The sequence below is a fragment of the Mariniradius saccharolyticus AK6 genome, assembly GCF_000330725.2.
GTDB classification, from domain to species: Bacteria; Bacteroidota; Bacteroidia; order Cytophagales; family Cyclobacteriaceae; genus Mariniradius; species Mariniradius saccharolyticus.
Map to the genome: position 1 here is coordinate 181,154 of NZ_AMZY02000013.1, position 19,415 is coordinate 200,568.

At 47.7% G+C, this 19,415-nt stretch carries 15 protein-coding genes; 11 read left to right on the forward strand and 4 right to left on the reverse strand.

The features are described 5' to 3' along the window. Window positions 1–7: 7 nt before the first annotated feature. The 3 genes from C943_RS13715 to C943_RS13725 are packed head-to-tail and all read left to right on the forward strand — an operon-like array spanning window position 8 to window position 2,547. Entirely contained in the window at window positions 8–772 is a 765-nt protein-coding gene (locus C943_RS13715; protein ID WP_008628844.1) for an RNA methyltransferase, read from the forward strand. A gap of 3 nt (window positions 773–775) precedes the next feature. Then, window positions 776–1,762 carry a bile acid:sodium symporter family protein gene (locus C943_RS13720; protein WP_008628845.1) on the forward strand — a complete coding sequence of 329 codons (987 nt, stop codon included), beginning with the start codon at window positions 776–778 and terminating at the stop codon, window positions 1,760–1,762. Further along, a complete protein-coding gene (locus C943_RS13725; protein WP_008628846.1) occupies window positions 1,759–2,547 on the forward strand; it encodes a PhzF family phenazine biosynthesis protein in 789 nt (262 codons plus the stop codon). Before C943_RS13720 ends, C943_RS13725 begins: the two co-directional genes overlap by 4 nt. Before the next feature lie 7 nt (window positions 2,548–2,554). On the opposite strand, the gene C943_RS13730 is transcribed toward C943_RS13725, so the two are convergent. Next, complete coding sequence (locus tag C943_RS13730) at window positions 2,555–3,631, reverse strand: 3-oxoacyl-ACP synthase III family protein (protein ID WP_008628847.1); 1,077 nt, start codon at window positions 3,629–3,631, stop codon at window positions 2,555–2,557. 109 nt (window positions 3,632–3,740) lie between these two features. After that, window positions 3,741–4,376 carry a peroxiredoxin gene (locus C943_RS13735; RefSeq protein ID WP_008628849.1) on the reverse strand — a complete coding sequence of 212 codons (636 nt, stop codon included), beginning with the start codon at window positions 4,374–4,376 and terminating at the stop codon, window positions 3,741–3,743. 626 nt (window positions 4,377–5,002) lie between these two features. Between C943_RS13735 and C943_RS13745 the strand changes: the two genes are divergently transcribed. Then, entirely contained in the window at window positions 5,003–5,617 is a 615-nt protein-coding gene (locus tag C943_RS13745; protein ID WP_040480691.1) for a TIGR04282 family arsenosugar biosynthesis glycosyltransferase, read from the forward strand. A 56-nt stretch (window positions 5,618–5,673) separates the two neighbouring features. After that, window positions 5,674–6,264, forward strand: coding sequence for a DUF6134 family protein (locus tag C943_RS13750; RefSeq protein ID WP_008628852.1), 591 nt, complete (start codon window positions 5,674–5,676; stop codon window positions 6,262–6,264). 132 nt (window positions 6,265–6,396) lie between these two features. Here the strand turns inward: C943_RS13750 and C943_RS13755 are convergent, their stop codons facing one another. Beyond that, window positions 6,397–7,740, reverse strand: coding sequence for an amidohydrolase (locus C943_RS13755; RefSeq protein ID WP_008628853.1), 1,344 nt, complete (start codon window positions 7,738–7,740; stop codon window positions 6,397–6,399). A gap of 92 nt (window positions 7,741–7,832) precedes the next feature. Here C943_RS13755 and C943_RS13760 point away from each other — a divergent pair, with 92 nt between their 5' ends. The 3 genes from C943_RS13760 to C943_RS13770 all read left to right on the forward strand — a co-directional run bounded on the left by C943_RS13760 (window position 7,833) and on the right by C943_RS13770 (window position 11,656). After that, window positions 7,833–8,798: a YheT family hydrolase gene (locus C943_RS13760; RefSeq protein ID WP_040480693.1), complete on the forward strand. Its 966-nt coding sequence runs from the start codon at window positions 7,833–7,835 to the stop codon at window positions 8,796–8,798. Between the two features lie 341 nt (window positions 8,799–9,139). Continuing rightward, window positions 9,140–9,514 (forward strand): GreA/GreB family elongation factor, encoded by a 375-nt coding sequence (locus C943_RS13765; protein ID WP_008628862.1) that lies wholly within the window; start codon window positions 9,140–9,142, stop codon window positions 9,512–9,514. 267 nt (window positions 9,515–9,781) lie between these two features. Next, complete coding sequence (locus tag C943_RS13770; RefSeq protein WP_008628866.1) at window positions 9,782–11,656, forward strand: hydrolase; 1,875 nt, start codon at window positions 9,782–9,784, stop codon at window positions 11,654–11,656. 361 nt (window positions 11,657–12,017) lie between these two features. Here the strand turns inward: C943_RS13770 and lhgO are convergent, their stop codons facing one another. Further along, window positions 12,018–13,217: an L-2-hydroxyglutarate oxidase gene (gene lhgO, locus C943_RS13775; protein ID WP_008628867.1), complete on the reverse strand. Its 1,200-nt coding sequence runs from the start codon at window positions 13,215–13,217 to the stop codon at window positions 12,018–12,020. Between the two features lie 140 nt (window positions 13,218–13,357). On the opposite strand from lhgO, the gene C943_RS13780 reads away from it, so the two are divergent. From C943_RS13780 to C943_RS13790, 3 genes are all read left to right on the forward strand, one after another. After that, window positions 13,358–15,838 (forward strand): DUF5686 and carboxypeptidase-like regulatory domain-containing protein, encoded by a 2,481-nt coding sequence (locus tag C943_RS13780; protein ID WP_008628869.1) that lies wholly within the window; start codon window positions 13,358–13,360, stop codon window positions 15,836–15,838. A 133-nt stretch (window positions 15,839–15,971) separates the two neighbouring features. Continuing rightward, window positions 15,972–17,921 (forward strand): threonine--tRNA ligase, encoded by a 1,950-nt coding sequence (gene thrS, locus C943_RS13785; protein ID WP_008628871.1) that lies wholly within the window; start codon window positions 15,972–15,974, stop codon window positions 17,919–17,921. Between the two features lie 271 nt (window positions 17,922–18,192). Then, entirely contained in the window at window positions 18,193–19,407 is a 1,215-nt protein-coding gene (locus tag C943_RS13790) for a S8 family serine peptidase (protein WP_051069609.1), read from the forward strand. Window positions 19,408–19,415 lie beyond the last annotated feature (8 nt).

Sequence of the window (19,415 nt, forward strand, 5' to 3'; positions counted from 1 at the left end):
TCCCCGGATGTTAAGCAAAAATACGCTTAAGTTTATTAAATCCTTACAACAAAAGAAGTTCCGAATTGAGGAGCAATCATTTTTTGTAGAGGGCGCCAAAAGTGTCCTCGAACTGCTGGAGTCGGATTTTGAAGTCACTCATTTGTTGTACACCGATCGGTTTTTTGGGAATCACCTGAAGGCGATCGCCGATTACAAGGGAGAAGCATATCAGGTGACGGAAAAAACTTTGGAAATGGCGGGATCGCTTCAGGCCAACGATTCGGCTTTGGCAGTGGCCAAAATGAAGGAAAATGCTCGATTTTCGGTCAGACAAAACGAATGGGTTTTGGCTTTGGACGATGTCCGGGATCCAGGAAATCTTGGGACCATAATCCGGATAGCCGATTGGTACGGGATCAAAAAGGTCGTGATGAGTCTCGAAACGGCAGACTTGTACAATCCGAAAGTCCTGCAGGCCAGTATGGGAAGCTTCACCAGAATCCGTTTTTTCTACACTGATTTGGAAGCGTATCTTCCCCAATCTAAGTTGCCATTGTTTGGGGCTTTTTTGGAAGGAGAGTCTGTTTACACATCGAAATTCCCAAACGGAGGAATATTGGTCATGGGAAATGAATCCAAGGGCATTTCTGCCCGATTGGAAAAATTCATCCAACACAAGGTTACCATTCCAAGGTTTGGAAATGCGGAATCCCTCAACGTCGCGGTGGCTACAGCAGTCATTTGTGACAATATTCTCAGGCAAATCACCACAAACTCCAAAAATGTCTGAGCGATGTCCAAGCTGCGCAGCACACTCCAAAAGGTCGGTTTGAATACGTTCTTTTTCCTCTTGATCGGGACGATTTTTTTGGCAAAAGCATTCCCGGAATGGGGCACCGAAAGGGCACCAATTCCGCTCAAGGAAATCACGGGCGCGGGGATTTCATTCATTTTCTTCTTTTACGGGGTCAAGCTAAGTCCCCAGCAACTTAGATCCGGACTTGCCAATTGGAAGCTGCATCTGGTGGTACAGTCGACGACCTTTCTGGTCTTTCCGTTGGTGGTGTTGGCGCTCTACGGCATTTGGGGGGTGGAGGGGGATTACTTGTGGCTAGGGACTTTTTACTTGGCGGCATTGCCTTCGACCGTATCTTCATCAGTCGTAATGGTATCTATTGCGGGTGGAAATTTGCCTGCTGCAATCTTCAACGCCAGCATTTCCAGTATGGTGGGTATCTTCATCACGCCGCTTTGGATGGAATTGATGATTGCCGATACCTCGGTAAGTTTTGATCTTAGCCATACATTTTGGAGGCTAAGCCTACAGGTCTTGTTTCCGGTGATTATTGGGTTGATGCTGCATGGAAGGTTGATTGGATTTGCCAATCGGCATCAGAAAACCCTCAAGAATTTTGACCAAAGTATCATCTTATTGATCGTTTTCACGGCATTTGCGGAATCATTTTCGGAAAATATGTTTGAAGGAAAATCGACCGCAGACCTTCTTTCTCTCGGGGTTTTGATGTTGGCCTTTTTCCTGTTGATGATGTCATTGATGTATGGGATATCAAAGGCATTGGGCTTTTCGAGGGAAGACATGATTACCGTGATTTTCTGTGGTAGTAAAAAATCCCTGGTGCAAGGGGCCGTGATGGGTCGCGTGATGTTTCCCGATCCGAAGGTGTTTGGGATATTCCTGCTGCCGCTGATGGTATATCACACCTTGCAATTGATCGTTGGTTCTGCAATAGCGCAAAAAATGGGAGAGAAAAAGACATGAAAACACTCAAAATATATCAAGTTGACGCCTTTGCGGAGCGAAGGTTTGAAGGCAATCCCGCGGCGGTCGTGCCCCTGACGGAATGGCTTTCTGACACGGAAATGCTCCAAATTGCCATGGAGAACAACCTTTCCGAAACGGCATTTTATATCGTAGAGCAAGATCAAATATTCCTCCGATGGTTTACGCCTGCGGTGGAGGTGGACCTGTGTGGACATGCGACTTTAGCGACCGCCCATGTGTTGTTTCAGCATGAAGGATTTGTTGGTGAAGAGATTACCTTTTTTTCGCCTAGGTCTGGATTGCTAAAAGTGAAAAAGGAGCAGGACCTTTTGACCTTGGATTTTCCGGCCGATAAATTGGAGAGCATTGAATTGGATAAGAAAATGCTGGATGCGTTTGATCCCAAACCAATTGAAGCCCATCGCGGAAAAACCGATTGGATGTTTGTATTTGAAAATGAATCGCAGATCAGGGACTTGGAATTTGACTTGGCAAAAATCTCCGAATTCCCCGTCCGTGGGGTAATCGCAACGGCAAGGGGAAAGGAATTCGATTTCGTTTCCCGATTTTTTGCTCCACAATCCGGCGTTCCCGAAGATCCAGTTACAGGTTCCGCGCATACGACGTTGACTCCTTTTTGGGCGGAACGCCTCGGAAAGCATCAATTGCAGGCCAGGCAAATATCTGCCCGTGGCGGCAATGTTTCCTGTGTATGGAAAGGGGATCGTGTGCTTTTGGGTGGAAAAGCAGTGACCTACCTAATTGGTGAAATCTTCATTTAGGCAAATTTCAGGGGACTTTGTATACGAAAGCGTTGACGTTCATGCCTGCGCCTACGGATGCAAAGACCAAATGGTCGCCCGAATGGAATGAATGATCCTGCAATTCACCCTTGACGATTTTGTCGTAAAGGATAGGCACTGTAGCGACAGAGTTGTTTCCCATTTTTGAAATGATCATCGGCATCAGTCCATTCGGAATCTCGTCGATTCCGTAGAGTTTCATGGTACGCTGCATGATTGCCTCGTCCATTTTGGCATTTGCTTGGTGGATGAGCACTTTGTGGATTTGGCTGATGTCAAGGCCGGATTTGTCAATCGCCTGTTTTACTACGCCTGGCACCGTATTGAGGGCGTATTCGTAGAGCTTTCTCCCGTTCATTTTCAAAAACAAGGTGTCATCCTTGAATTGGGGATTGTAAGAGACGTCCATCCGCAGCAAGTGCGCTTGGGTGAGGGTATCTGTTCGTGTTTTGTGGCACAAAATCCCAATTGGATCTTTGCTTTTGACCCCTTCCAAAATAACCGCACCAGCACCATCAGAATAGATCATACTGTCTATATCGTGGGGATCGATAATCCTGGAAAGTGTTTCCGCACCGATTACCAAGGCCCTTTTGGCATCGCCTGACTTGATAAAATAATCCGCATGGATCATTCCTTGTACCCAACCGGGACAACCGAAAGGAAGATCATATGCCACGCAGTCCGGGTTTTCGATCTTTAGCATGTGCTTGACGCGGGAAGCTATTGTCGGCAGGAAATCGGACTTGCGGTTGTCGTCGAGAATCTCGCCAAAATTTTGTGCTACTATGATGTAATCGAGGGTTTCGGGGTCAATTTTGGCGTCGATCAAAGCGGCTTCAGCCGCAAAGAATGCCATATCCGACGTATTCAATTCCGGCGATAGATATCGCCTTTCTTCGATTTCTGTGATTTCCTGAAACTTGCTGATGATTTGTGGATTCGGTTTTGGCTGTTTGTTTCCTTGGTTATCCAAAAACTCATGGTTCAAAAAGTCCTCATTTTTGACTACCACGGAGGGCAGGTATGAACCCGAACCCTTGATCACAGAGTAAATCGTCATTTTTTGGCTGATTGTTGGTGGAAATGAATCCCAAGTAAGGAATTATATTTTAGAAATCAGCGGCAAAAATCCATAAAAAAAACCCTGGGATTCGCCAGGGTTGATGTTCCTACAAGTTGGGTTGTGGGGTTGTGCGCAGATAAGGTTTGATCCGCTTGTGGCCTTTCGGGAATTTGGCGGGTATGTCCTCATCCTTGATGGCAGGTGCGATGACCACGTCCTCGCCTTGCCGCCAGTTTGCGGGCGTCGCGACAGAATAGTTTGCTGTCAATTGAAGCGAATCGATCACCCTGAGCAACTCGTCGAAATTTCTGCCTGTGCTGGCTGGATAGGTGATGATCAACTTGATTTTCTTGTCAGGTCCAATGACAAAAACCGAGCGGACAGTGAAGTTCTCGTTTGCATTTGGATGGATCATGTCATATAGGAATGAAATTTTCCTGTCTTTGTCAGCAATCAAAGGGAAATTGACCGTCGTGTTTTGGGTTTCGTTGATGTCATTGATCCAGCTTTCGTGGTCTGGTAATCCATCTACACTCAAGGCGATGACCTTTGTATTTCTTTTTTCAAATTCCTGTTTCAGTTTCGCCACGGTACCCAACTCCGTGGTGCACACGGGTGTATAATCCGCCGGATGTGAGAAAAGAACTCCCCATCCCGTACCCAGATATTCGTAGAAATCAATCGTGCCTTCAGTGGTCTCCGCCACAAAATTGGGAGCTACATCTCCAAGTCGTAATGCCATAAGAATTAAATTTATTAGTCTATAGAATTTGTAGGAAATATACTGATTTTGATCCGCTTTTGTTTTTCCGTTCCTGTATTTTCTCCTGAAAAAAGATTTTCAGTCGTTCGACCGTTGCACCGTCGGACTGTCTGGTACCATCGCCTGTGGCGAGGGGATAGGCTGCTGTCTATCTATCTTTTGCTGTCCTGCGTTTTCGAACGCAGGATTCACTCGAAATCCGAACCTATTCGATCATATCGCCTTTCCGAGGCTCGTGAATCTAAATTGCGATTCTTTGCGACAATCAGAGCGCCCCGATGGGACTGATGTTTTCGGTCCATCCTGGGCTGAGTTCCGGGGGATTCCTCCTTCGTCGGAATGACGCTGCGGCGAATAAACCCAACCATCCAACCTCATAACCTCCCAAGCTTTCAACCTTCAAACTTTTTAACCTTGCAACCTCTGTACCCACAAACCCAATTTTCCAATATTTCAATTTTCCAATCTTACAATCTTCCAACTCCCAATCTCCCAATCTTCCAATCTCCCAACCTTCCATCTTTGCCGATCTGTATAAAATCCGACAAACATAATCGTACTGTTTTTCTATTTTGCAGACTGGTATTTAGGGAGACCAGGGTCATATGGAAATTAAGCAATCAAGGGCCTTACTTGTGTTTCAGAAAAACACATCGCGTGGCAAAGTGAAAACAAGACTTGCGGCATCGATAGGAGATGAAAAGGCCTTGGACATCTATCGTGAGCTTTTGATGACCACATATTCGGAGGTGGGTAAACTTTACGGGATTGACGTGATTCCATTTTTTTCTAACTATCCCGAACCCTTGCCGATCCCGTTACACAATTCACCTTCTCGCCAAATTCAGTCCGGTCAGGACCTTGGCCAAAGGATGTCAAATGCATTTGCCTGGGCTTTTTCAAAAGGCTACGATCGGGTGGGCATCATTGGGACAGATTGTCCCGAGTTGAAGCATGATATCATCCGGGACGGTATCGAGCAGCTCGAAAATTTCGATTTCTGCATCGGTCCGGCCTATGATGGGGGATATTATTTTTTGGCGATGCGGGAGTTTCATCCATGGATTTTTGAGAATATCCGCTGGAGTAGTCCGTATGTGCTTGAGGAAACCTTGGCGTTGGTAAATGGCCGGGAACGGAGTTTCAGTCTTTTGGAAATATTGCGGGATGTAGATACAGAAGACGATTATTTGGCATTTTTAGCCAAAAAAAGAATTTGAACAATTGGCGAATATTGCTTCAATTTGGAGTAGATAACGAACAAAAAAGCGCCCAAATGCGAAGATTGATACTGCTTTCACTGATCCTCTTTGGAATGAATCAAACGGCAATTTCCCAGGATATCCGTCGATATGATGTGGCAGTGGCCGGCATCAGTATCGGGGAAATGGTCGCCAAGAAAACACCCAACCAAGGCGGTGCTGTCTATGAAATGAGCAGCAAAGTGGGTTTTTGGTTCTTCGGGAAGATCAACCTGGACTATTATACCGTGGCGCATTACAAAGGGAAACAATTGGAAAAGAGTGAAGTAAAGTCCATCACCAATCGCGGCAATTTTGTATCAAAAGTGAACTGGACAGGCAGCCGATACGATATCAGCGCGAGAAATTACAAGTACGAGTTGGATACGACATTGCAGAAGGCGGTTTACGCAAGTGCTGCCACGTTTTGTTTTGAGGAACCCAAACAGATTTCCGAAATGCTCTCCGAATCATATGGTTTGGTTTCAAAGGTTACCAAACACAAAGACCATTACTCCGTGACCGTCAACGGCAATACCAACAAATATTATTATGAGAATGGCAAACTGGTCAAGGCAGTGATGGAATTTCCCATCAAAAACTATGTATTGAAGCTTAAGGAATAAAAAAGGCCGAAACAATCGGCCTGTTTATATATCATCAATACCTATGAAGAAAAATTTTCTTGCGTAAAGGTAGGAATCTCGGTGTAGTTGGAAGTTAAGCAAGCATGAAGTTTAAGTCATCATGGCGTTACCTTATTTTTTGGAGTCCATCATTACTTCCTGGTTTTTCAAGATATCCATCGCAAAAAGACTCATTGCTTTCATGCCGGTTTTGATGGTAGGTTCTGGAACCGGTGCAAAATAGGGCGAGTGTAATCCAGGAATTTCGAGTCCCTTAGCTTTTGCTTTTTCCAGAAATACCGGGTCATTGGCGCCGAGATAAAACATGGTGATTGGGATTTTTCTTTCCTGCATCCCATACCTGCTAAAATCCTCGCCGATCATTTGGGCTTCCACTGGAACCACTTTCGATTCATCGAAATTGGCCTTGAAGACTTTCACCATTTGCTGGGTCAGGAGGTCATCATTGATCAATGCAGGCGTGTGTGGTTCGCGGATCCAATAGGTCGGCATTTTTGATTCAGGAAGACCGGCAGCTTTGGCGAGGTTTTCACTGATGCGTTTGACACTGCTGATCATTTCTTCCCTCACAGCAGGGGAATAGGATCTCAAAGTAAGCTGCATGACCACTTGATCGGGAATGATATTATGGACTGTACCGCCGTGAATGGATCCCACGGTCACCACCGCAGGGTCCGTCGGTGCAATTCGTCTACTGACGATTGTCTGATAGGCTTGGATCATTTGGGCACAGAGGACGATCGGATCGATGCCCTTGTGTGGTGCTGCGCCGTGGGCACCTTCTCCATAAACTGTTACATTCATCATATCCACTCCTGCCATGAGCGCTCCTGATTTATACCCGAGCGTGCCAGCCGGTAAAAAGGGATCGTCATGAAGCGCAATAGCATAGTCGGGGTGGGGGAACCGGGAGTAGAGGCCATCATTCAGCATGTTCCATGCGCCCATGCCATTTTCTTCGGATGGCTGACCGACCATCAGGAGTGTCCCTCGCCAAGCTTGTTTGTTTGCAGCCATCAGCTGTGCGGTTCCGACAAATACCGACATATGGATATCGTGCCCACAGGAATGTGCGACAAAGGTTTCCTTGCCGTCATTTCCGATTGTTTTTTTGGTGGATGCGTAGGGAAGTCCGGTTTTTTCTTCCATGGGCAATGCGTCCATATCGGTTCGGATCAACAATACCGGACCCGGACCATTTTTCAACACGCCGATCACGCCGTATCCGCCAATTCCCGTACTCACTTCATAGCCTGCTTTTTTCAATTCATCCGCTATGCGTGCGGAAGTTTCCTTTTCCTGGAGCGAAATCTCGGGGTTCTGGTGGAGGTGCTTGTAAAGCTTGTCGAGAGATGGGTAGAGATTGTCGATGTCTTGGTCCAAATTCTGCGCTTCTGCAAATCCGCCAAGGGATACAAGCCCGGCAAACGCCAAGGCTATGAATGATTTGTACATAGAATTAGGAAGGTATTTCTTTCAAATAAAACAAATAATTCCCGGTTGTGGTCGGATGTTTTTATTTTCGCAGGGATTTCTTCTTTCAGCAAATGCCAGTTATACCTTCATCCTCGTATCGAAAACCTCCCTTTTTCCTTTGGAATGGACACTTGGAGACAATTGTTCCGAGCATTTTCAGAAAAATCGAAGGAGTGGCTTACCAAAGAGAAAGGATTTGGACTCCGGACAAAGATTTTTTGGATTTGGATTGGTCAAAAATTGGAAGCAAAAAGCTGCTGATTATTTCCCACGGTTTGGAGGGTAGTTCGGAAAGACACTACGCCAAAGGGCTCGCCAAGCTTTTCAACCAACATGGATTTGACGTATTGGCTTGGAACAACCGCTCCTGCAGTGGAGAAATGAATCTTGCGCCTTTTCTATACCACCATGGATCGACTTATGACCTTGATACCGTCATCCAGCACGTGGAATCCACACAAAGGTACGAAGCATATTTCCTCTGTGGAATCAGTATGGGCGGCGCGCAGACGCTGAAGTATCTAGGGGAAAAAGGACTGGACTTGAATCCAAAAATCAAAAAGGCAGCTGTCTATTCTACTCCCTGTAATCTTCCCGATTCGGCAGCGACGCTGCGTGAAAGGAAGAACGCATTTTACAAAAAGCGCTTTCTCACAAAGTTGAAGGCCAAAATGAAGCTCAAGGGACAGCAATTTCCTGGATTGGTTGATCTGGACCGACTCGATACAGTCATGGATTTTGACACCTTTGATACAGAATACACGGCAAAAGTGCATGGGTTCGATGATGCGGACGACTTTTACAGAAGTGTCAGTGCTGATAATTGGATGAAGGATATCCAAATTCCCACCTTGATCATCAATGCGCTTAATGATCCATTGCTGATGGGAAAATGCTACCCGGTTGCCCTTGCCGAAAACCACCCCAAGCTATTTTTGGAAATGCCGAAGCGGGGAGGGCATACGGGATTTTTGATTTCTGGCCAAGAGTTTACTTGGGCAGAATACCGATTTTTGGATTTCATCAGAAAAGGCTGATTCCATGATCTTCTCGATTTGTCAACAATTCAAGGTGGAGGCACTTGGCTATCAGGGTCGGTAGGATAGATCCGTCAATTTCTCTATCTTTGCCAAGATTTTAATTCCGCCACATGTCCATCATTTCCCTTTCAGCAGTTTTTTTACAAGGCCAATCGGCGCTTGCCCTGCTTTGTTTGGGATGCATCCATGGAAAGGCTTTTGTAAACTAAGCCCCTGCTTTAGCCTCGCTTGCCCGATGGCAGGGGATCGTAAAATGGCCCCGTCAGGGTGTTGATTTTTTTTTTGTGGCAAGCAGCCCTTTTCCAAACGACATTTCCATTCAATTTAAAATCAATTCCATGATACCTATAATAAAAAAAACAGATTTCCACGCTATCATCAATTTGGTAGAAAACCTCGCGCCAACCCAAAAAACAAAAGAGCTTGGCGTCCTTCAAAACGAACTCCGTCGTGCAAAGACCGTTGCAGACCATACGATTTCTGACAAAGTGATACAGTTGGGGACTTATTTCGAGATCCGTGAACTGTCCTCAGGAACCAAACTCAGTTATTATTTGGTGCTACCGAAGTACGCAGACCTGGCTAACAAGAAAATCTCTGTCCTATCTCCACTCGGTGTTGCCCTGATTGGGTTTCAAGAGGGTGCGACATTCGAATGGGAAATGCCCGGAGGCAGGAAAAAGTTTGTGATCGAGAAAGTGCAACAACCCTAATCCCCGAAATCCTCCAGATTCTTGCCCGTCCTATTCGAAGGGAATAGGGCGGGCATTTGTCCTGATTTTTTGAAACCGCAAATCCCCTCCCATTTGCCTCCCGTCCCAATAAGGTATGCCAAGTATCCATGATCGGGAAATTTAGCCTATTTTCGAGTTAGCAATCCGAGCGAGGGAACTTCGCAACGCACATGCTATGATGGGCATCTGGAAAATGGTTTTGCAAACCCATCTCATTCAAGGTAATTTCAAATCAAACCTCAGATTATGAACCGGATTCCTATTCCCAAAAATCTTATCGAGCGAAGCGCCGGGGCGGTCGCAATTTTCCTGTTTTTTACTTTTTCTTCTATTGCACAGACTGTACAAGGCCCGCGACTGATTGTGCGGGGCGATGACATGGGCTCGAGCCGGTCCGCCAATCTTGCCAGTATCGAGACATTTGTGGATGGAGTGGAGACCTCCATCGAGTTGATGGTCGTGACGCCCTGGTTTCCCGAAGCGGCCAAGCTATTGAGGCAAAATACCGGAATCGATGTGGGTCTACATTTGGTCATCACGAGCGAATGGGACGGGATCAAATGGAGGCCTTTCACGCATGCGCCAAGCCTGACCGACAAGGACGGTTACTTCCTGCCCATGATGGGGGCGAACAAAAACTATCCTGGTCTCGCCATCACAGAGAACCCTTGGAAACTGGAGGAAATCGAACGTGAGTTTCGGGCGCAGATTGAGTTTGCGCTGAAGCATGTACCGCAAATCAGCCACCTTTCGGGTCATATGGGTGCAACGGGCTTTCATCCCGATGTCGCGAATATGGTGGAAAAGCTGGCCGCCGAATATGACCTGCCTGTCATGAGTCGGGCCATGATGCAGCAGATTGGCATCTCGGGAACCACCTACGATGGCCCCAAAGCCACTTCCGAAGAGAAAGAGGCAGCATTTATCCGCATGCTCTCCAAACTCGAACCTGGGAAATCCTACATGTTTGTCGATCATCCGGCCTATGACAATCTGGAAATGCAGGGCGTGGGCCATATTGGCTACGAGGATGTGGCAGTGGACAGGCAAGGTGTCACAGATGCCTGGACAAGTCCCAAGGTCAAGCAGGCCGTAAAGGACAACAATGTCGAGCTGATCAATTTTATCACCCTTGCCAAGGCACTTCCTCGAAGTATACCCGAGGCTGAAAAGGTGAATCCCAAAGGAATAGAAAATTACCTGGCCGCAGTGAAGTCAAGCGGACAAGAGCTGCATAGTCTGATGATCCTGCGCAACGGAAAAGTGGTGGCCGAGCATTGGTTTGGGGACAACGCCGCCAATAAGCCACATGTCATGCATTCCGTCAGTAAAACCTTTTCGGCAACAGCCATCGGTTTTGCAGTGAGTGAAGGCCTACTGAAGGTGTCCGATAAGGTCATTTCTTTTTTTCCAGACAAATTGCCAGCGGTCGTCAGCGACAATCTGAAAGCCATGGAAATCAGGCATTTGCTGACCATGACCGCCGGGCACGACACGGATCCGACGCGTGCCATTCGCGCCGAAAAGGACCTGGATTGGGTGGAGGCATTTTTGGCACTGCCGGTAGACCATCAGCCGGGAACGGAATATGTCTACAACAGTCTCGCGACTTTTATGCTTTCTGCGATCCTCCAAAAAGTCACGGGCGATCGTGTGCTTGATTACCTGCAGCCGCGTTTGTTCAGGCCTTTGGGAATTGTGGGTGCGGTTTGGGACGAAAATCCACAAGGCATCAGCGTAGGCGGTTGGGGACTCCACGTCAAGACGGAGGATATGGCCAAGTTGGGCCAGTTCTATCTCCAAAAAGGACAATGGAACGGAAAGCAATTGTTGCCGACGTCTTGGTTTGACGAAGCAACCGCCGCCCAGGTTCCCTCTCTTCCCGCAGGCGCCAAGCGCGAAAACCTGAAAGTGAAACCAAAGGACAGCGACTGGTTGCAGGGCTACGGCTATCAGCTTTGGCGAAGCCGCCACAATTCCTACCGTGCTGACGGCGCCAATGGTCAGTTTATCCTGATCCTGCCGGAAAAAAATGCCGTCATCGTGGCCACGGCCAATATCCAAGACATGCAGGGTGAAATCAACCTGATGTGGAAGCATTTGTTGCCGGCCCTGAAGTAAGGTGGATTTGCAGGAGAAAACGAAAAAAGGCAGCCCAAAAGGCTGCCTTTTTGAGTAACTATTACCCAATCAATCTCCGGGCCATCCCGGAATTGAAATCTTTATGTATGGAAATACAACGTTTCTTTTTTGATAGACGAATTTGGAACCCCCAACGTCCAGAAATGATTCAACATCGAATCTTAAAAAAAGTTAATGGAAGTTTTTAAGTTGGATTTAAGATTGGAAATGAAAGACCCAAAAAGCAGGAAGCGACTGGGTGAATTCAGTCCTTTTTGTGAGGATCGTGACGCAAATGATCCAAAAAAAGACGGGCACAAATCTGTGCCCGCCATGGAATCGATTTGGGAATCATGTTGGATCAAAACCGCTTCAGTGCCAATGCCGCAACGGTGCCGCCGATTGCCAATGAACTCGTGGCGGCAGGGGAGGGGGCATTGAGTACATGGATGCCGAGCTCGTTTTCGCGGATGCAGAAATCATCCAAAAGTCCACCCGTACGGTCACAGGCCTGCGCCCTCACGCCCGCACCGCCATCCACCAAGTCACTTTCTTGGATATCGGGAATGAGTTCCTGCAGCGCCTTGGTGAAGGCTGCCTTTGAAAAGGAGCGGTACATTTCTCCCATGCCTGTTTTCCAATATTTGGAGGCGACTTTTTGGAATCCCGGCCATGCGAGTGTTTCCCGCAGTTCGCCGATGTTGACATCCAAACGCTTATAGCCTTCCCGACGGAAAGCCAGCACGGCATTCGGTCCGGCTTCCACGCCCCCTTTCATCATGCGGGTAAAGTGCACGCCTAGGAAAGGAAAATTCGGATCAGGGACGGGATAGATGAGGTTCCGGACCAAGTATTCACGTTCTTTTTTGATCTTATAATATTCACCGCGGAAGGGAATGATCTTCACGTCCAAAGGCTCGTCTTGGTGCATTTGGGCCACTTTATCGGAGTAGAGTCCCGCACAGTTGACGAGCAGCTTGCAGGCATATTCCTGCCCATCCGTTTGGATATAGTTGATGTGGTTCAATTTTTTGATACCCTGCACCTTAGTGCCTAGGAAAATGCTTCCGCCCAAAGACTCGAACTTGCGTCCATAAGCCTTTGCCACTACTTTGTAATCGACGATTCCAGTCTGCGGAACATGTATTGCTGCCACTCCCGCGCAATAGGGTTCGTACTCCTTCAGTTCATCCAAGGAAATATGCCGTGTGCCGATAAGTCCATTTTGCAGGGCGCGTTCATGCAGGCCATTCAATATCGAAACCTGTTCGGGCCGCGTTGCCACGACCACTTTGCCGGTGATTTCAAATGGGATGTTCTCCTCTGCGCAGAATTTGACCAATTGGTGGTAACCTTCGATGCAATTTTTGGCCTTCAAAGAGCCCGGCTTGTAGTAGAGGCCGGAATGGATAACGCCTGAATTATTGCCCGTTTGGTGTTTGGCCAGTTCCTTTTCCTTTTCGAGGATCGCGATTTTGAGGGATGGGTGTTGGGATTTTATCTTGAGTCCGGTCGCGAGGCCGACTATTCCGCCACCGACGATGATGATATCGTAAACCATATGCTATCTTTGGGACAAATATAAGGTTCAATTGATTTCCAGTTCAACACTTCCAAAACCTTATAGCAATATCTACAACCAACCTATTTCAGCGCCTTTGGTTTGATTTTGTCTCGACTGAATGACCGGGCACACCACATATGATTAAAAGTTATTTTCTCAGCCTGGTTTTTTGCTGGCTTTCTTTTTTCGCCTTTGGCCAAGTCACGATCAAGGGAAAGGTTACGAATGTCGACAATGGCGACCCGATTCCTTTTGCCAATGTCGTCGTCAGGGGCACAACCTTGGGTACCACCACGGATTTTGAGGGCAATTACACGCTCGCGCTTCGTTCCTTTGCCGACAGCCTGCAGGTATCTTACTTGGGGTACATTTCCCAGACCAAGGCGATCGAAAAATCCCCCGCGGTCACGATCAATTTTCAGTTGGTGCCTTCGACTTTCAATCTTTCCGAAGTGGTCTTTTCAGCGGGAGAAAATCCGGCTTTTGAAATCCTCAGAAAGACAGTCAAAGCGAAAAACAACTTCGACAAGCGAAATCTAAATGCCTACGAGTCTGATAATTATACCAAAATCGAACTTGCCCTGAACGAGGTCGAAGGTGACTTCAAGGAAATCAATCAGGTAAAAAAAATCCTCGGAGTCCTGGACAGTATCAAGCAGCTCACCAACGACGAAGGCAAGAAAATCCTCCCAATTTTTTTCTCGGAATCCTATTCCAAATTCTACTATCGAACCGATCCGATTTTGAAGAAGGAAGTCATTCTCAATTCCAAATTGACGGGCGTCGGCATTACCGATGGCACTACCGTGGCCCAAATCACGGGATCGGTTTTCCAGGAATACAATTTCTACCGCAATTGGCTGACGATACTCGAAAAGGAATTTGTCTCTCCAATCGCGGATGGTTGGCGGACTTTCTATGATTATGACTTGCTGGATTCGGTCCTCGTCGGAGGTGATAGCTGCTACATGCTGAAAGTCTATCCGCTTCGGGAACAGGATTTGGCTTTTTCGGGATTGATTTGGATCAAAAAGGAGAATTATTCCCTCAAGCAGGTCGATTTGGCGATAGCCGAGTCGGCCAATCTCAACTTTGTGGAGACCATCAAAATCCAGCAGGAACTCGTCCCTACGGAAAATGGATTTCAGTTGCCTGCAAAAACCCGCGTGCTGATCAAGATCGGCAAGTTGACGGATAACTCGGTCGGACTCTTGGCGAAGTTCTACAATTCGAGTTCGGACTTCGTGATCAATCAACCCCACCCGCCCAATTTTTACCTGAAGGCCGTGGAGCTCAGCCAAGACTTTGACCAAGGCGAGGAGGTGTTTTGGCAGGAAGTGCGACCCGAACCGCTGACGAGTGAGGAACTTGTGTCGCGGCAGATGGTCGATACCTTGGCGAGGCTACCCGTAGTGCGTTTTTATTCGGAAGGGATCAAATTCCTATCCACGGGTTTTTTGCCGGTCGGAAATTTGGACCTGGGACCATGGACCGGCCTAGCCAATTACAACGATATCGAGGGATTTAGACTTGGTGCAGGCCTTCGCACCAACCTCAAATTCAGCAAGTCGGTCGTGTTGACGGGCTATTTGGCGTATGGATTTGGTGATCAGCAGTTCAAGTATTTCGCCTCGGCGACCAAGATTTTGGACAAAAATCGCTGGACCACGATCCAAGTCAATACCCAAAAGGAAATCGACCAAGTTGGCCTGGAGATCGAGAACCTGCAGCTCAATAGCGTCTTTTTGGCCGCGACGCGGTTTGGTACACTCAACAATGCCTATTACAGCACCCATTATCGGTTTATCGCGCAGCGCGAGGTCTTCCGTGGATTCAACTTGACTGGCGGCATGAGTTGGAAGCATTTTGACCCCACTTTTCCTTTTTCCTATGAAGACCAAAATACCGGGAAACTGAAATCCGATTTTGACTTGGCCAACATCAACCTCGGCTTCCGCTACGGCCGGGACGAGATTTTTGTGATCAACGACAACCAACGCATTTCCATGGGTCAGGTGAAGTGGCCCATTTTCGATTTTCGGTTCAGCCAAGGTCTCGACCGCTTGGGTGGCGAAATCCAATACCAGCGCTATCAGATGAGCGTGTACCACAAACTGAACCTGGGTCTTTTGGGCGTATCGCGGTACGAGTTGCGGACAGGGATGGTCAGAGGCGTGGTGCCGTTTCCTTTGCTTGAAAATCACATTGGCAACGAGACCTTTTTCTATACCACGGCGGCATTCAACCAGATGAACATTGCCGAGTTTGCCAGCGACCGCTTTCTGAGTCTGAAGTATGGGCACTCTTTTGAGGGCTTTGGCTTCAACCAAATTCCCCTGATCAAAAAGCTCAAATGGCGGGCAGTGGGCAACGCCAACCTGCTTTGGGGCTCGGTCAGCGACAAAAACCTATTCGTGGTGCCTGAATTTGACGAAAACGGCACCCAAATCCCTGCCTTCGGATTTTTGGATCCATCCAAGCCTTATGTGGAGCTCGGGTATGGAATTGAGAATATCTTCAAGTTTTTCAGGGTCGACTTTTTTCACCGCATCACTTACTTGGACAACCCCGGAGCACGGCCGTTTGGCGTGAAAGTGAGCGCACAGGTGATTCTGTGATTCTTCATGGTATATGAAGAATTCCAACTCTTTTGAGCAATAAGAGAAAAAGCCGGTCGCATTTCGCATATTTGCAAGTCGAAAAAAGCATCTGTTTGTATAGATGCCATGTACCATTTATCCAAAAACTTAAATGTCTAACCAACAAGTGAAAATTACCCTTCCCGACGGTTCGGTGAGGGAATACGAAAAGGGAGTTTCGGGGCTACAGATTGCCGTTAGTATCAGCGAGGGTTTAGCCAGAAATGTCCTAGCAGCCAAAGTCAATGGCGAAGTGTGGGATGCCAGTCGTCCGATTTTGCAGGATTCCAGCGTACAGTTGCTGACCTGGAACGACAAGGAAGGCAAAAGCACCTTTTGGCATTCTTCCGCCCACCTGATGGCAGAAGCCTTGGAAAGCCTCTATCCAGGAATCAAATTTGGCATCGGCCCACCGATTGAAAACGGCTTTTACTACGATGTGGACTTTGGCGACAAGCCCTTGGAAGGTGCCGAATTGGAGCAAATCGAAAACAAAATGCTCGAGCTCGCTCGCCAAAAAAACGACTACATCCGCAAAGATGTAGCCAAAAAAGACGCCATCGCCTATTTCAAGGAAAAAGGGGATGAGTACAAGCTGGACCTTTTGGAAGGCCTTGCCGATGGTTCGATCACTTTCTACGAGCAAGGCAACTTTGTGGACCTTTGCCGTGGACCGCATATCCCCAACACGGGATTTATCAAAGCCGCCAAACTGCTCAATATCGCGGGTGCTTATTGGCGTGGCGATGAGAAAAACAAGATGCTGACCCGTATCTACGGGATCACTTTCCCCAAAGCCAAGGAACTGGAAGAGTACCTGCACATGCTCGAAGAAGCCAAGCGCAGGGACCACAGAAAACTCGGCCGGGAATTAGAACTGTTTACATTCTCTGAAAAAGTGGGAATGGGATTACCACTTTGGTTGCCAAAGGGAACCCTACTTCGCGAGCGTCTGGTCGCTTTCATGAAGCGTGCCCAAGACAAGTCAGGTTATCAGCAAGTGACTACGCCACATATTGGCCATAAAGTGCTCTACGAAACTTCGGGCCACTATGAGAAATATGGCAAAGATTCCTTTCAGCCGATCCATACTCCTAATGACGGAGAGGAATTCTTGCTGAAGCCGATGAACTGCCCGCATCACTGCGAAATCTACAAACACAAACCAAGGTCCTACAAGGACTTGCCCATCCGCTATGCGGAGTTCGGTACGGTCTATCGCTACGAGCAAAGCGGCGAGTTGCATGGTTTGACGCGGGTGCGGGGATTTACGCAGGATGATGCGCATATCTTCTGCCGTCCCGACCAGGTGAAGGAGGAATTTATCAAGGTCATTGACCTGGTGTTGTATGTGTTCAAAGCCTTGGGCTTTGAGGATTATACCGCACAGATTTCACTGAGGGATCCTGACAACAAAGAAAAATACATCGGAACCGACGAAGCTTGGAACAAAGCGGAAGCTTCCATCATCGAAGCCGCCGCCGAAAGAGGGCTTGAGACCGTCACCGAACTCGGCGAAGCGGCATTCTACGGGCCTAAGCTGGACTTCATGGTAAAGGACGCGCTGGGTAGAAAATGGCAGCTTGGTACCATCCAAGTTGACTATCAGCTTCCGGAAAGGTTCCAGTTGGAGTACATCGGTTCGGATAATCAGAAGCATCGTCCGGTCATGATCCACAGGGCGCCGTTCGGCTCCTTAGAGCGTTTTGTGGCGGTCTTGATCGAGCACTGTGCAGGAAATTTCCCGCTTTGGCTATCTCCGGAGCAGATCACGATTCTGCCGATTTCGGAGAAATTCATTGAGTATGCCGAGCAAGTGAAATCCATCCTGGAGGATTCGGACATCACAGGCGCTATCGACAACCGTGATGAAAAGATCGGCAGAAAGATCCGTGACGCAGAAGTCAAGAAGATTCCATTTATGCTGATCGTCGGAGAAAAGGAGCAGCAGGAAGGAATGATTTCCGTGCGGAAACACGGGGAAGGTGACTTGGGTGCGATGCGTCCGGAGGAGTTTGTTAGCTACTTCAAAGGCATCATCCGTGAGGCGATTGCACATTGATTTTGCAGAAATGAGCTGATTTGTTGGAAAGGCTCATTCAGAAAAAGTTAAAACCGAATTTATTTTAAATCCCTTGGAAACGAACACATCGAATTCCAAGGGATTTTTTATTTCTTAAGTATTGATTCCGCTGGCTTAGGTGTCTGCCCTTTAGTAGAAATGGCAAACAATCTATTTTATAGTAATTATTGCAGGTATGAATTTTTTTTATTTACTTTTCTTTCGCCAAATGTTATTTGGTAAAATAGTTTACACCTTAACCTTAATCATCATGCTTAAACGATTCACACATTTCATCGGTAGCCGTACTGGAATGGCCGCGCTTGCACTTGTGGCATTTACATTCTCCTGTCAGGAAAATGCGGAAACACCTCAGCTCGGTCTTGAGGATCAAGTCCTCAAATACCAAAACGGAGACATTATTCCAGGCAAGTTCATTGTTGTCATGAAGCCCGAGGGCCTCAATTTCAGAAGAACAGACAAATACGAAGATGTACAGGGCAATATGCGGATGGCTGCCACCAATCTATTTGCGAAATACAGGATTTCTGAACAAAACGTTGGTGCGGTTTATGGAACCGTCTTGGATGGCTTTGCTGCGAGTTTGAACGCAGACCAATATGAGTTGGTGAAAAATGATCCTGCTGTCCTTTACATTGAGCCTGATCGAGTGGTTTCCATCGCACAAGGCAAGCCTGGCGGTGGCGGAGGCTCCACGGTCCAAGAAACTCCTTGGGGCATCACCCGTGTCGGGGGTTCTGTGAATTATACTGGGACCAACGTGGCCTGGGTAATCGACACAGGAATTGATTTGACCCACCCCGACCTCAATGTCAGCACAGCAAACGGCTTTACCGCCTTCACTTCCGGTAAGGACGCCAACCTCAATGATGGCAACGGTCACGGTTCACACGTAGCAGGTACTATTGCCGCAAGAAACAATACGATTGGCGTAATTGGTGTGGCCGCAAACGCCCCGGTCGTCCCTGTCAAAGTGTTGGATAGCAGAGGTTCAGGCTCAAATTCCGGCGTGATCGCAGGCGTGGATTGGGTTGGATCCAAAGGAAAGACAGGCGATGTTGCCAATATGAGCTTGGGAGGAGGTGTTTCTTCAGCCTTAGATGCAGCGGTATTGAACGCTTCCAATAAGGGAATCAAGTTCGTGATCGCGGCTGGAAACAGTGCAGCCAATGCCAACAACTATTCTCCAGCCAGGGTCAACGGCGCCAATATCTGGACAATCTCTGCCTCGGATATCAATGACAACTTTGCTTCTTTCTCCAATTTTGCCAATCCACCTATAGACTACTGCGCACCTGGGGTGAGCATCAAATCAACTTGGAAAGGCGGCGCGTACAACACCATTTCCGGTACCTCGATGGCGGCGCCGCATGCAGCGGGAGTTCTACTCTTGGGAGCGGCGAGAACGAATGGATTTGTGAAAAATGACAAAGACAGCAGCCCGGATCCGATCATTTCTAGATAACCCATTGT